11 protein-coding genes are annotated in these 13021 nt (G+C 70.2%); 4 read left to right on the forward strand and 7 right to left on the reverse strand.

Annotated elements, in window-relative coordinates; all coding sequences use genetic code 11:
• Positions 1 to 29 precede the first annotated feature (29 nt).
• From mtnB to QQM39_RS36775, 3 genes are read right to left on the reverse strand one after another with little or no spacing between them, the layout of a single operon-like run.
• Positions 30 to 638, reverse strand: a complete 609-nt coding sequence (gene mtnB / locus QQM39_RS36765; RefSeq protein WP_302001912.1) for a methylthioribulose 1-phosphate dehydratase — start codon at positions 636 to 638, stop codon at positions 30 to 32.
• Positions 635 to 1369 carry an acireductone synthase gene (gene mtnC, locus QQM39_RS36770; protein ID WP_302001913.1) on the reverse strand — a complete coding sequence of 245 codons (735 nt, stop codon included), beginning with the start codon at positions 1367 to 1369 and terminating at the stop codon, positions 635 to 637. The genes mtnB and mtnC overlap by 4 nt, the downstream gene beginning before the upstream one ends.
• Entirely contained in the window at positions 1366 to 1965 is a 600-nt protein-coding gene (locus tag QQM39_RS36775; RefSeq protein ID WP_302001914.1) for an acireductone dioxygenase, read from the reverse strand. The genes mtnC and QQM39_RS36775 overlap by 4 nt, the downstream gene beginning before the upstream one ends.
• A gap of 570 nt (positions 1966 to 2535) precedes the next feature.
• On the opposite strand from QQM39_RS36775, the gene QQM39_RS36780 reads away from it, so the two are divergent.
• The 4 genes from QQM39_RS36780 to mtnK all read left to right on the forward strand — a co-directional run bounded on the left by QQM39_RS36780 (position 2536) and on the right by mtnK (position 7494).
• Positions 2536 to 3633: a substrate-binding domain-containing protein gene (locus QQM39_RS36780; protein ID WP_302001915.1), complete on the forward strand. Its 1098-nt coding sequence runs from the start codon at positions 2536 to 2538 to the stop codon at positions 3631 to 3633.
• On the forward strand, positions 3620 to 5161 hold the full coding sequence (locus tag QQM39_RS36785; RefSeq protein WP_302001916.1) for a sugar ABC transporter ATP-binding protein: 1542 nt from the start codon (positions 3620 to 3622) through the stop codon (positions 5159 to 5161). Before QQM39_RS36780 ends, QQM39_RS36785 begins: the two co-directional genes overlap by 14 nt.
• 94 nt (positions 5162 to 5255) lie before the next feature.
• Positions 5256 to 6302, forward strand: coding sequence for an ABC transporter permease (locus tag QQM39_RS36790; protein ID WP_302001917.1), 1047 nt, complete (start codon positions 5256 to 5258; stop codon positions 6300 to 6302).
• A gap of 22 nt (positions 6303 to 6324) precedes the next feature.
• Positions 6325 to 7494: an S-methyl-5-thioribose kinase gene (gene mtnK, locus QQM39_RS36795; protein ID WP_302001918.1), complete on the forward strand. Its 1170-nt coding sequence runs from the start codon at positions 6325 to 6327 to the stop codon at positions 7492 to 7494.
• A 279-nt stretch (positions 7495 to 7773) separates the two neighbouring features.
• On the opposite strand, the gene QQM39_RS36800 is transcribed toward mtnK, so the two are convergent.
• From QQM39_RS36800 to QQM39_RS36815, 4 genes are all read right to left on the reverse strand, one after another.
• Positions 7774 to 9390, reverse strand: coding sequence for a glycerol-3-phosphate dehydrogenase/oxidase (locus QQM39_RS36800; protein WP_302001919.1), 1617 nt, complete (start codon positions 9388 to 9390; stop codon positions 7774 to 7776).
• A 53-nt stretch (positions 9391 to 9443) separates the two neighbouring features.
• Positions 9444 to 10985: a glycerol kinase GlpK gene (gene glpK / locus QQM39_RS36805; protein WP_302001920.1), complete on the reverse strand. Its 1542-nt coding sequence runs from the start codon at positions 10983 to 10985 to the stop codon at positions 9444 to 9446.
• 96 nt (positions 10986 to 11081) lie between these two features.
• The gene (locus QQM39_RS36810; RefSeq protein ID WP_302001921.1) at positions 11082 to 11876 is read right to left on the reverse strand and encodes an MIP/aquaporin family protein; all 795 of its coding nucleotides are present in this window, start codon (positions 11874 to 11876) and stop codon (positions 11082 to 11084) included.
• A gap of 321 nt (positions 11877 to 12197) precedes the next feature.
• Positions 12198 to 12962, reverse strand: a complete 765-nt coding sequence (locus QQM39_RS36815; RefSeq protein ID WP_302001922.1) for an IclR family transcriptional regulator — start codon at positions 12960 to 12962, stop codon at positions 12198 to 12200.
• Positions 12963 to 13021 lie beyond the last annotated feature (59 nt).

Below are 13021 nucleotides of genomic sequence, written 5' to 3' on the forward strand. Positions count from 1 at the left end.
GAGAGACTCGGGGGATCCCTTCCCTGGTGTCAGCGCTGCGACAGTTCCAACTCCAGCAGCCACTCCACCACTTCGGTGTGGTGCCGGGCCTGGCGCGGGTTGTCGCCCCACACGTACAGCCCGTGGCCGGCCACGACCACCGCGGGCATCCGGGGGTCGCGGGCGGCCTCCAGACGGTCTCCGAGGACCTTCATGTCCTGGCTGTTGGCGATGACCGGCAGGGTCACCTCGACGTCGTGGGCGCTCTGGCCGACGCCCTTGAGCATCTCCAGGTCCTTGAAGACGATGCCGCCGGGCTCGCGGCGGCCCATCGCCACGGACGCGACCGTGTGGACGTGGACCACGGCCCCGGCACCGGTCAGCGCGGCCACGCGCGCGTGCAGTTCGGCCTCGGCGGACGGCTTGCCGCCCTGCACCGCGGCGCCCTGCCCGTCGACCAGCACCACGTCCGCGGGCGTCAGTTCGCCCTTGTCGTGCCCGCTGGCCGTGACCGCGAGCCGCAGCGGGTCGCGGGACAGCACCACGGACAGGTTGCCGGAGGTGCCCCGCATCCAGCCGAAGGACGCGAACCGGGCGGACTCGGCGGCCAGGACCGCGCCCGCCTCCTCCAGGTCGAGTTGGCTGATCTCGGTGGTCACGTGCTGCTCCCGGAAGTGGTGATGGTGATCTCGTCGAACGTCCCCGCCTGCGCGTGGTCGCCGACGCCCTGCTCGTAGTACGGCTCCCCGGGCCGCCGGACGCCGACCGCCCACCAGCCCGCCGCGCGGGCCGCGTCCAGCTCGCCGGGGCGGTCCGAGAGGAAGAGGAGACGGTCGGGCGCGACGCCGGTCGACTCCGCGATACGGCGGTACGACTCCGGCTCCTGCTTGGGGCCCGCGTTCTCGGTGTCGTACAGACCGGAGACGAGGGACGTCAGGTCGCCCTCCGGGCTGTTCGTGAACCACGCCCGCTGGGCGGCCACCGACCCGGACGAGTAGACGTACAGCTGTACGCCCGTCGCGTGCCAGGCGTGCAGCCGCGGGACGACGTCGTCGTAGAAGTGCGACACGAGGTCACCGCGGGCGAAGCCCTCGGACCAGATGATGCCCTGGAGGGTCTTCAGCGGGGTGGCCTTGCGGTCCTGGTCCAGCCAGGAGTTGAGGGTCTTCTCGACGGCGGCGGCATCGGCCTCCGGCTCGCCGGTCAGTTCCCGCACCTGGGCGACCGCACGCGCCACCTCCGGGTCACTGCCGCGCTCGGCGAGCAGCGCGCCGAACCGCGAGCGCGAGTACGGGTACAGCACGTCGACGACGAACCCGGTGGCGCTCGTGGTGCCCTCGATGTCGAGCACCACGGCGTCCACGTCGAACCGCAGGTCCCGCACGCTCACGCGGCGGCCCTGTCGGCCTCGTAGCCGGCCGCGATCGTGTCGTAGTCCGGGAAGCGGGCGGCGATGGGGGAACCGGTGAAGTTGCCGATCCAGCCGTCCTCCTCGTGGAAGAAGCGGATCGCGGTGAAGGACGGCTTCGTGCCCATGTCGAACCAGTGCGTCGTGCCGCGCGGCACGCCCAACAGGTCGCCCTTCTCGCAGAAGACGGCGTGCACCTCCCCATTCACGTGGAGGTAGAAGATGCCGGAGCCGGAGACGAAGAAGCGGACCTCGTCATCGTCGTCGTGCGTGTGCTCCTGGAGGAACTTCTCCCGCGCGGCCTTCGCCTTCGCCGGGAACTCCGGGTCGTCGCTGGGGTGCAGACCCAGGACGTCGACGGTGGTGAAGCCCTCCTCGGCGTTGAGCCGGTCGATCTCCGGACCGTACGCCGCGAACACGGTGTCGCTGTCCGCGTCGAACGGCACGTCCTCACGGATCGGCCACTGCTCGTAGCGCACACCCAGCGGCTTCAGTGCGGCGGCGATCTCGGCGGGGTCCGACGTGCGGCGGATCAGGGTCTCCGGTCCGGACTCGGGCCAGGTCGTCAGCAGGGTCATGGGGGCAACTCCTGGAACTGGAAGGGGAATCCGGGTACCGAGACAAGCACCCGGAGGGGGAGGTGAGGAAGGGCGCGGCGGGCGGGAAAGCCGGTCGGTGCTGGTCAGCCGCGACACATCGCGCCGGGACAGCACCGCATGCAGGGCATGCGCATCGCTGTCGCGCGAAGAGTCGTCATCAGGGCCTCACTGTGCCGGTTCGGGGTGCCGGTCCCGTGATCGTAACTCCGTCGAGACGTCGGCGCGGTGTCAACCGGGTGTGACGTACTCGTTGTCTCACGTGGTGAGAAACCGCTTCCATCGCTTTGACGCGTGGCTGAAATCGTTCCCATGATCTCCGTATGAAGACGCTGCTGCTCGTGCGGCGGCTGTACGTGGACTTGCTCCGGTCGACCACAGCCAGCTGTCGCTGACCTCATCCGGAGCTCCCGCACGCCCGCTTTCCGCGGGCTGCCGCACCCGCCCGGCCGTGCAACGGCCGGTGGCGCCGCGCAACGGCCGGTGGCGCGTTCGTGTCCCCAGCTCCGGGCCGAGCAACTCCCCACCCCTTCCCGCACCTGGAGCCCCGTCATGTCCCGCGTCCGCCTTCCCCTCGCCGCGCTCTCCCTCGCCTCCGTCTCCGCCCTGCTCCTCGCGGGCTGCTCGCAGTCCACGGACGCCTCCAAGACCTCCGGCGACACCGCCGCCTCGGCCGCGGCCGCCACCGGCGCCAAGCCCGCCCCCTTCAGCAAGGGCACCGTCAAGGTGGCCCTGGTCCGGCAGAGCGGCGCCGGCGACTACTTCGAGCAGTGGGGCAACGGAGCCGAGGCGCAGGCCAAGGCCCTCGGGATCGACCTGACCGTGTACGACGCCCAGGCCGACAACGCCAAGCAGGCCACCGACCTGTCCTCGGCCATCAACTCCGGCGCGCAGGCCATCATCGTCGACCACGGTTTTCCGGCCACCATCCAGCCGGAGATCGACAAGGCCGTGAAGAAGGGCATCAAGGTCGTCGTCTACGACGTCGAGACCGCCACCAAGGGCGTCGTCAGCACCAAGCAGAACGACGCGAGCATGGCCCAGGCCGTCCTCGACGTGATGGCGAAGGAACTCGGCAAGAACGCCAAGGTCGGCTACGTCAACGTGGCCGGATACGCCGCCCTCGACAAGCGCGACAGCGTCTGGAAGTCGACGGTCGACGCCCAGGGCTGGAAGCAGCGGTTCAAGGTCGGCAAGGTCACCGACTCCACGGCCACGGACAATGTGCCGCTGGTGTCCGCCGCGCTCACCCAGCACTCCGAGGTCACCGGCATCTTCGCCCCGTACGACGAACTCGCCAAGGGCACCGTCCTCGCCGTCCAGAACAAGAAGCTCCAGGACAAGGTGAAGGTCTTCGGCGCGGACGTCTCCAACGCCGACATCCAGAACATGACCGCCGACGGCAGCCCCTGGGTCGCCACCGCGGGCACCGACCCGTCGGCCGTCGGCGCCGCCGTCGTCCGTACGACCGCCCTGGAGCTGGCCGGTCAACTGGGCAAGACCTCGGTCGAGTTCCCGGCCGTCGCCATCACCCAGGACTTCCTGCGCGAGAAGAAGATCGAGAACATGGACCAGCTGCGGGAGGCGCTGCCCGCGCTGAACCTCGCCAAGGTCAGCACCGCGGACTGGATCTCGAATGTCGCCCACTGAGCCTTCGGAACTCCTTGACGTGACTCCCGCGGTCAGCCTCCGGGACGTCGGCAAGTCCTTCGGCGGCAAGACGGTCCTCGCCTCCGTCTCCCTCGACATCGCACCGGGCAGCGTGGTCGCGCTGCTCGGCGCGAACGGCGCCGGCAAGTCCACGCTGATCAAGATCCTGTCGGGCGTGCACACGGACCACGGCGGGCAGGTGCGGGTCGCCGGGGAGCCCGCGGCTCTCCAGTCGCCGCTCGCCGCACGGCAGTTGGGCATCCAGACCGTGCACCAGCGCATCGGCGAGGGCATCGTGCCCGGCCTCACGGTCGCCGAGAACCTCGTCTTCGAGGAGCTGGCGCAGAGCCGCGGCAACCCCTTCCTCAACGGGACCAGGCTGCTGGCCCGCGCCCGCGAGATCCAGGCGGGCCTGGGCCTGGACTGGAGCGACTCCCTGTTGCGCCGCGACGTCACCGAACTCGGCATCTCCGACCGCCAGTTGCTCATCCTCGCGCGCGCCCTGGCCACCCGCCCCCGCCTGCTCATCCTCGACGAGCCGACGTCGGCCCTGTCCGCCGCCGAGGCGGAGCGCCTCTTCGCGCTCGTCGAGAAGATGCGGGACGACGGCATCGCGGTGCTCTACGTCTCCCACCGCCTCGGCGAGATCGACGCGCTCGCCGACCGCCTGGTCGTCCTGCGGGACGGGCGTCTCACCGAGGACCAGGCCAAGCCGTTCGACTGGGACGCCGCCCTGCGTGCGATGCTGGCCCAGGCACAGGAGGCGACGACCGCCCGCCCGGTCCGGGACGGGGCCGCGGGCGAGGCGGTGCTTTCGTTGCGCGGCGTCCGCCTCTTCGAGGGCAGCGCCCCCCTGGACCTCGACCTCCGCACCGGTGAAGTCACCGGTGTCGTAGGCCTGTTGGGCGCGGGCAAGACCGAGCTGGCCCGCGGCCTGTTCGGCGCCGAGCCCTTCGCGGCGGGCGCGGTCGAACTCGACGGAAAGCGGTACGAGCCCCGCCGCCCCGCCGACGCGATCCGCGACGGCGTCCACCTGGTCCCCGAGGACCGGCACGCCGACGCCCTGGTACCCGGCTGGTCGCTGGCCCAGAACATCTCGCTGCCGTTCCTGAAGTCGCTGTCGCGAGTGGGACTCGTCCAGCGTTCGAAGGAGGACGCCCTCGGTCGTGACACCATCGCCGCCCTCGGCGTCGTCGCCCGCGACGAGCACAGCACCGTCGAGGAACTGTCCGGCGGCAACCAGCAGAAGGTCGTCGTCGGCCGCTGGCTCGCCGAAACCCCTCGCGTCCTGATCCTGGACGAACCGTTCCGAGGCGTGGACATCGGTGCTCGCCGGGACATCGGCCGCCGCGCCCGGGCGCTGGCCGCCGAGGGGGCCGCGGTTCTCGTCCTCTCCGCCGACGTCGACGAGGTCCTTGAGATCGCCGACCGGGTCGTGGTGCTCGCCGCCGGGGAGATCCACCTCGACGCGTACGGCGAGGACGCCGAACGCGACCGCGTGATCCGGACGATCTCGGCGTCCGTCTGATGCCGCCCGCCAGTCGTAGGCCTCGTAAGACGCGTACGCCTCGTAGTCCTCGTATGCCTCGTAGGCCTCGTACGCCCGAAGGAAGCAGCACCCCATGACCACCCAGCAGAGCACCGAGGTCCCGGTGAAGGCGGCGATCCCGCCCGCCACCAGCACCGCCGTACGCGTCCAGAACGCCGTCATCAAGTACGGCTTCATCTTCGTCACGGTCGCGCTGTTCCTGTACTTCGCGCTGAGCGAGGGCTCCTTCCGTGAGTCGGCGACCCTCCTCGACACCCTCCGGTACGTCTCCGTCGCCGCGATCCTCGGCCTCGGCGTCACCCTGACCATGGCCGTCGGCGGAATGGACATGTCCGTCGGCGCGGTGGCGGGCCTCGGCGTCTCGGTCGCCGCTCAGACGATGGTCGTCTTCAACCAGATCGGCACGGTCGCGATCGTCGCCGTGCTCGCGGCGGGCGCCCTGGCGGGCCTGCTCAACGCGCTCCTGATCGTCGTACTGAAGATCCCCGACATGCTCGCCACCCTCGGCACCATGTTCGTGATCCAGGGCAGCAAGCTAATCCTGGTCGACGGCCAGTCCATCACCCCCGGCATGACGCTGGACGACGGCACCACGGCCCCCGGCAGGTTCACCGACGGTTTCCTGCGCATAGACCGCGGCACGGTCCTCGGCATCCCCATCTCCGTGCTGATCTTCGGCGGCCTGACGATCGCCGCCTGGGTCTTCCTCGCCCGCACCCGCTGGGGCCGCGTCCTGTACGCCATCGGCGCCAACCCCGAGGCCTCCCGCCTGGCCGGCATCCGCGTCGGCGCGTACCGGGCGCTCGCCTACGTCCTCTCCGGCGTCCTCGCCTCGATCGGCGGCCTGATCCTGGCATCCCGCATCGGCCAGGGCGACGTGAGCGCCGGCACCTCGCAGCTGCTGGAGGCGGTCGCGGTCGCCCTCGTCGGCACCTCCGTCCTGGGCCGCGGCCGCCCCAACGTCTGGGGCACGGCCCTGGGCGCCGTCCTCATCGGCATCATCACGACCGGCCTGACCATCAAGGGCCTGCCGTACTACACCCAGGACGTCGTCGAGGGCGCGGTCCTCATCCTCGCCCTGGTCTTCAGCTTCACCCTGTCCAAGCGCCGTACCGCATAAGGAAGTTCGAGGAGTTCGTACGATGGGCTACCGCATCCTGGAGACCGACGACATCCCCGGCTACCTGCGCGAGCGCGGCCACTGGGACGACGGGACCGACATCCGCGTCCGCGAGGTGTCGGACGGCAACATGAACCGGGTGTTCCTCGCGCCCTCCGCCGACGGCACCCGCAGCCTCGCCGTCAAGCAGGCCCTGCCCTGGGTGCGGGTCGCCGGCCCCTCCTGGCCGATGAACCCCGACCGCGCCGACGCCGAGGCCCGTGCGTACGACCAGGTGGCGAAGGTCGCCCCCGACAAGATCCCGGCGATCCACGGCTACGACCCCGAGAACTACGCCCTCGTCATGGAGGACATGTCGGACCTGGAGGTCCTGCGCACCCGCCTGAACGAGGGCGAGCCGTACGGCCCCCACACCTCCGCCCGCATCGGCGAGTTCGTCGCCCAACTCTCCTTCGCGACCAGCGACTTCGGCATGGAGTCGGCCGACCGCAAGGCACTCGTCGCGGCGTCGGTCAGCCCGGAGCTCTGCAAGATCACCGAGGACGTGGTCCTGTCCGAGCCGTACATCGAGCACGAGCACAACCACTGGCACGAGGGCCTGGACGACCTGGCGGCGGAGTTCCGCGCCGACGCCCGGCTGCGCACCGAGGTCGCCGACCTCCGCCACACCTTCATGACCAGCGCCCAGGCCCTCCTCCACGGCGACCTGCACACCGGCAGTGTCATGGTCGGCGAGCGCGAAGGCGCCCACGTGGTACGGGTCTTCGACCCCGAGTTCTCCTTCGTGGGCCCCGTCGGCTACGACCTGGGCCTGTACTGGGCGAACGTCCTGGTGTCCGAGGAGCGGGCACGGGCGCTCGGCACGCTGTCCGACCACGGCAGCCAACTCCGCCTGTCCTGGGAGGCCTTCGAAGCGGAGTTCCGCCGCCTGTGGCCGAGCCGCGTCGACACCTTCTTCGACGACGCCTACCTCGACCGCTTCCTGCGCCGCGTGTGGACCGAGTCCCTCGGCTACGCCGGCACGGAAATCGTCCGCCGCATCATCGGCTTCGCCCACCTGACGGACCTGACGACCCTGCCGGACCCGGTACCGGCGTCCCGGCGGGCCTTGCTGCTGGGCCGTGAACTGATCGTGCGCCGCGATGAGTTGAAGAACCCGAACGTTGTCAGGGCGCTGGCGCAGACCCCCTAGGGGCGCGGGGCTGTATCGATATGCGGCGCCGCCGCGCGGGCGTGACCAGCCACGCCGCACCGGCAGACAACAACGGCGCACCTCTGGCACTTCTGGCACACCGAAATTCCGCATGCGAAAGGGGCGGCTCCATCGGCGTGGAGCCGCCCCTTCCGATGGTGGCCGGCCCCGGTGCGGAAGGGGCCGCCCTCGTGCGGTCCGGCCCGGTCAGGGGAGTGGCCGAACCCGGCGCCCAGGGAGCCTCATCCGGCGAAAACCTCCCTGGGCGCCTTGCGAGGCTTACTTCTTGTCGAGCAGGTCCTGCACCTTCGCCCGGACGTCGTCCGTGGCCAGACCCCGGATCGTCAGCGTCGTCCGGCGGCGCAGCACGTCGTCCTGCGTCTCGGCCCACTCGTTGTCCCGGGCGTAGACGACCTGGGCCCAGATCTCCGGGGCGTCCGGGTGGACCCGTTCGCCCAGCTCCGGGTTCTCGTTCGCGATGCGGGCGATGTCGAAGGCCAGCGAACCATAGTGCGTGGCCAGGTGCTTCGCCGTGTCGGCCGCCATGCGGGGGCCGGGCGCCGGACGGTCGGTCAGCAGACGGTGGGCGACCGCGCGCGGGTTGGCGATGCCCGGCAGCGGCAGCTTCTTCGGCAGCGAGGCGATCGGCTCGAAGTCGTCGCCCAGCGGGTGGCCCGGCAGCGCCTGAAGCTTCTGCATGACCGTACGGCCGATGTGCCGGAAGGTGGTCCACTTGCCGCCCGCGACGGACAGCATGCCGCCCTTGCCCTCGGTCACCACGGTCTCGCGCTTGGCCTTCGCCGTGTCACCGGGGCCGCCCGGCAGCACGCGCAGACCCGCGAAGGCGTACGTGATGAGGTCGCGGTCGAGCTGCTGGTCCCGGATGGAGAACGCGGCCTCGTCCAGGATCTGGGCTATGTCCTTGTCGTTGACCGCGACGTCCGCCGGGTCGCCCTCGAACTCCTCGTCCGTGGTGCCCAGCAGGAGCATGTCCTCCCAGGGCAGGGCGAAGGTGATGCGGTACTTGTCGATCGGCGTCGCGAGCGCCGCTTTCCAGGGCGAGGTCCGCTTCAGGACCAGATGCGCGCCCTTCGACAGACGGATCGACGGCGCGGCATTCGGGTCCTCCATCTTGCGCAGGTGGTCGACCCACGGGCCGGTCGCGTTGAGCACCAGGCGGGCGTTCACGCCGAACTCGTCGCCGGAGAGGCGGTCGCGCAGCTCCGCGCCCGTCACCCGGCCCTTGGTGAAGCGCAGGCCGCTGACCTCGGCGTGGTTGAGCACGACGGCGCCCGCCTCGACGGCCGCGCGGACCGTCATCAGCGCCATGCGCGCGTCGTTCATCTGGTCGTCGCCGTACACGGCCACGGCCTTGAGGTTGTCGGTGCGCAGCTCGGGCACGTCCTGCGCGGCCTTGGCCGGCGAGAGCAGGTGTCCCACTCCGTCACCGAACGCGGAGAGCGCGGAGTAGGCGAAGACGCCCGCCCCGAGCTTCGCGGCGCCGTGCGGCCCGCCCTTGTACACGGGGAGGTAGAACGTGAGCGGGTTCGCCAGGTGAGGTGCCACCTGGCGGGAGACCGCACGGCGCTCGAAGTGGTTCTCCGCCACCAGCTTCACCGCGCCGGTCTGCAGATAGCGCAGACCGCCGTGGAGCAGCTTGGAGGAGGCGGACGAGGTGGCGCCGGCGAAGTCGCCGGCGTCGACCAGAGCCACCCTGAGGCCGGACTGCGCGGCGTGCCAGGCGGTGGAGATGCCCAGGATGCCGCCGCCGATCACGAGAAGGTCGTACGACGCCTTGGCGAGCTGCTCCCGGGTCTCGGCGCGGCTCGGGTTGGAGCCGGAGGCCGGGCGCGTACCGAGGGCAGGCACGGACTGCAGGGTGGACTGACTGGTCATTTCGGGTTCTTACTCCTCATCAGAGCTCGCGTCGGAGCCTTCGTCGGCTCTCGTCAGCTCTCGTCGTCCTCGAGCCAGCCCATGGTCCGCTCGACGGCCTTGAGCCAGTTCTTGTACTCACGGTCGCGGGTCTCCGCGTCCATGCGGGGGGTCCACTCGGCGGCCCGGCGCCAGTTGGCGCGCAGGTCGTCGGTGCTGTTCCAGAAGCCGACGGCGAGACCGGCGGCGTAGGCGGCGCCGAGGCAGGTGGTCTCGGCGACCATCGGGCGCACCACGGGGGCGTCCAGGACGTCGGAGAGCGTCTGCATCAGCAGGTTGTTGGCGGTCATGCCGCCGTCGACCTTGAGCGCCACCAGCTCGTCGCCGGAGTCCTTCACCATGGCGTCGGCGATCTCCCGCGTCTGCCAGGCCGTGGCCTCCAGAACGGCACGCGCGAGGTGCGCCTTGGTGACGTACCGGGTCAGGCCGGCGATCACACCGCGGGCGTCGGAGCGCCAGTGCGGGGCGAACAGGCCGGAGAAGGCCGGCACGAAGTAGGCGCCGCCGTTGTCCTCGACCGAGAGCGCGAGCGTCTCGATCTCGGCGGCGGTGGAGATCAGGCCCATCTGGTCGCGCATCCACTGCACCAGGGAGCCGGTGACGGCGATCGAGCCCTCCAGGGCGTAGACCGTCGGCTGGTCGCCGATCTTGTAGCCGACCGTGGTCAGCAGACCCGCGTACGAGTTGATGATCTTCTCACCGGTGTTCATCACCATGAAGGTGCCGGTGCCGTACGTCGACTTGACCTCGCCCTCGGCGAAGCAGGTCTGGCCGAACAGGGCCGCCTGCTGGTCGCCGAGCGCGGAGGCGACCGGGATGCCGCCGAGCAGGTCGCCCAGCTTGCCGCCGGTGATCTCGCCGTAGACCTCGGCGGAGGAGCGGATCTCGGGCAGGATCTGCAGGGGCACGCCGATCGACTCGGCGATCTTTTCGTCCCACTCCATGGTGTGGAGGTTCATCAGCATGGTGCGGGAGGCGTTGGTGACGTCGGTGACGTGCTTGCCGCCGTCGACACCGCCGGTCAGGTTCCAGATGACCCAGGTGTCCATGGTGCCGAAGAGGATGTCGCCGGCCTCGGCGCGCTCCTTGAGGCCCTCGACGTTGTCCAGCAGCCAGCGGGCCTTGGGGCCGGCGAAGTAGGAGGCGAGGGGAAGGCCGGTCTCACGGCGGAAGCGGTCCTGGCCGACATTGCGGCCGAGCTCCTTGCAGAGCGCGTCGGTGCGGGTGTCCTGCCAGACGATGGCGTTGTGGACGGGCTCACCGGTGTTCTTGTCCCACAGCACGGTGGTCTCGCGCTGGTTGGTGATGCCGATGGCCTTGATGTCGTCGCGGGTGATGCCGGCCTTCGCGATGGCTCCGGCGACGACCTCCTGGACGTTGGTCCAGATCTCGGTGGCGTTGTGCTCGACCCAGCCCGGCTTCGGGAAGATCTGCTCGTGCTCCTTCTGGTCGACGGAGACGATGCGGCCGTCGCGGTCGAAGACGATGCAGCGGCTGGAGGTGGTGCCCTGGTCGATGGCGGCGATGAAGGGGCCGGCGGTGTGGGCGTCGGTCACTGTGTGCTCCTGGAAGTTCCGTGGTTATGGGGCTTTACGTACGGCGCGCGCTGAGAGTTTCGATCCTGCCTACCCGAACGGGTGAAGCTTGCTCTCCTAGGCGAACGCGACGTTGTAGATGCCTGCCGCGATGGCGCCGCCGATGAGCGGGCCGACCACCGGGATCCAGGCGTAGCCCCAGTCGGAACCGCCCTTGTTGGGCAGGGGGAGAAGGGCGTGGACAATGCGCGGACCGAGGTCACGGGCCGGGTTGATCGCGTAGCCGGTCGGACCGCCGAGGGACAGACCGATCGAGACGACCACGAGCGCGGTGATCAGGGCGCCCAGGGTGCCCAGGCCCTTGCCGCTGTCGTTGAGGCCCTGGGTCAGGACCGCGAGCACCAGCACGACGGTGCCGATGATCTCCGTGAGGAGGTTCTGCACCGCGTTCCGGATCTCGGGACCGGTGGAGAAGATGCCCAGGACCGGGCCGGCGCCCTTCTCCTGGGCCTCGACGGCCTTGGCCGCCGTGGCCTGCGCGCCCGGACCACCGACGATCTCCTTGTCGGTGAGGTGGGCGTGGAACTGGCCGTAGTAGGCGACCCAGACCAGGGCCGCACCGATCATGGCGCCGAGCAGCTGTCCGGCGAAGTACGTCGGAACGTTGCTCCAGTCGTTGTCCTTGATCGCGAGTGCGACGGTCACGGCCGGGTTCAGGTGGGCGCCGGACAGCGGCGCCGAGGTGTAGACGGCCGTGAGCACCGCGAAGCCCCACCCGAAGGTGATGGCGAGCCAGCCGGCGTTACGAGCCTTGGAGGCCTTCAGCGTGACAGCGGCGCAGACGCCGCCGCCGAGCAGGATGAGTATGGCGGTACCGATGGTCTCGCCGATGAAGATGTCGGAGCTGGACACCCGCGACTCCTTTGTCCTTCGTCCAGGGGAAGCCGAACCCCGGGTCCCTCCGGTGGTTCGCGTTGCCCTCGGGGGTGAGAGCGATGCCGGCCCTTGGCGTTGTCACACTCTAGCGCGTATTGCCGGTAGGTGTTCGACAATGCCGACCGATGGACGGGAGTCTTGCCCCGGCTTCATATGTGCGTCAAGAGCTGTGTCGTCGAATGCGCGATCGTTGTCGGTTGTGTTGATTTATCGACATGGAGATGGCTGGGCCGGGAAACGACGAAGGCCGGAACGCTCTACGGCGTCCCGGCAGCCACACTCACCCCGCGCGGGCGCTCAGAACCGCCCGGCGCCCAGGTCCCGCGACACCGCGCGGGCGCAGTCCCGTACCGCCGCGATCAGCTCGGGCCGCAGCTCGCCGTCCCGGCACAGCCGCTCCACGGCGCCCGTGATCCCGACCGACCCGACGGGCATGCGGCGCCGGTCGTGGATGGCGGCGGCGACGGAGGCGACGCCCTCCCAGGTCTCCTCGACGTCGGCGGCGTATCCACGCGCGCGTGTCATGTCGAGGATGTGCTCGAAGCTGTCCAGCTCGCACACGGTCCGGTCGGTGAAGGCCTTGCGGTCGGTCTCGATCGCCTCGCTGTGCGCGACCGGGTCGTACGCCGACAGGACCTTGCCCAGGGCCGTGGAGTGCAGCGGCTGCATGGCCCCGATCTCCAGCACTTGCCTGCTGTCGTCGGGCCGGAAGACGTGGTGCACGATCAGCACGCCCTGCTGGTGCAGAACGCCCAGGTAGACGCTCTCCCCGCTGGAGCGGGCCAGGTCGTCCGTCCACACCAGGGCGCGCGCCCGCAGCTCGTGCACGTCCAGATAGGTGGTGCCCAGGCGCAGCAGCTCGGCGCCCAGCTGGTAGCGCCCGGAGGCGTCGTCCTGCTCGACGAAGCCCTCCTGCTGGAGGGTGCGCAGAATCCCGTGAGCGGTGCCCTTGGCGAGGCCCAGCGACGAGGCGATGTCCGACAGGCCGAGCCGCCGCTCACCGCCCGCGAGGAGCCGCAGCATCGCGGCCGCCCGTTCGAGCGACTGGATGTTCCGTGCCATCGCCGTACTGCCTCCGTCCCCTTCGAGCGTCGACCACGCGACGTCGCTGCCGCTGTTCG

It is taken from the genome of Streptomyces sp. DT2A-34, assembly GCF_030499515.1.
Taxonomy (GTDB): Bacteria; Actinomycetota; Actinomycetes; order Streptomycetales; family Streptomycetaceae; genus Streptomyces.

Bases quoted from the DNA above. Each gene is read 5' to 3' on its own strand.
- QQM39_RS36775 (WP_302001914.1), bottom strand. From the start codon at position 1,965: ATGACCCTGCTGACGACCTGGCCCGAGTCCGGACCGGAGACCCTGATC.
- QQM39_RS36780 (WP_302001915.1), top strand. From the start codon at position 2,536: ATGTCCCGCGTCCGCCTTCCCCTCGCCGCGCTCTCCCTCGCCTCCGTC.
- QQM39_RS36785 (WP_302001916.1), top strand. From the start codon at position 3,620: ATGTCGCCCACTGAGCCTTCGGAACTCCTTGACGTGACTCCCGCGGTC.
- QQM39_RS36790 (WP_302001917.1), top strand. From the start codon at position 5,256: ATGACCACCCAGCAGAGCACCGAGGTCCCGGTGAAGGCGGCGATCCCG.
- mtnK (WP_302001918.1), top strand. From the start codon at position 6,325: ATGGGCTACCGCATCCTGGAGACCGACGACATCCCCGGCTACCTGCGC.
- QQM39_RS36800 (WP_302001919.1), bottom strand. From the start codon at position 9,390: ATGACCAGTCAGTCCACCCTGCAGTCCGTGCCTGCCCTCGGTACGCGC.
- QQM39_RS36815 (WP_302001922.1), bottom strand. From the start codon at position 12,962: ATGGCACGGAACATCCAGTCGCTCGAACGGGCGGCCGCGATGCTGCGG.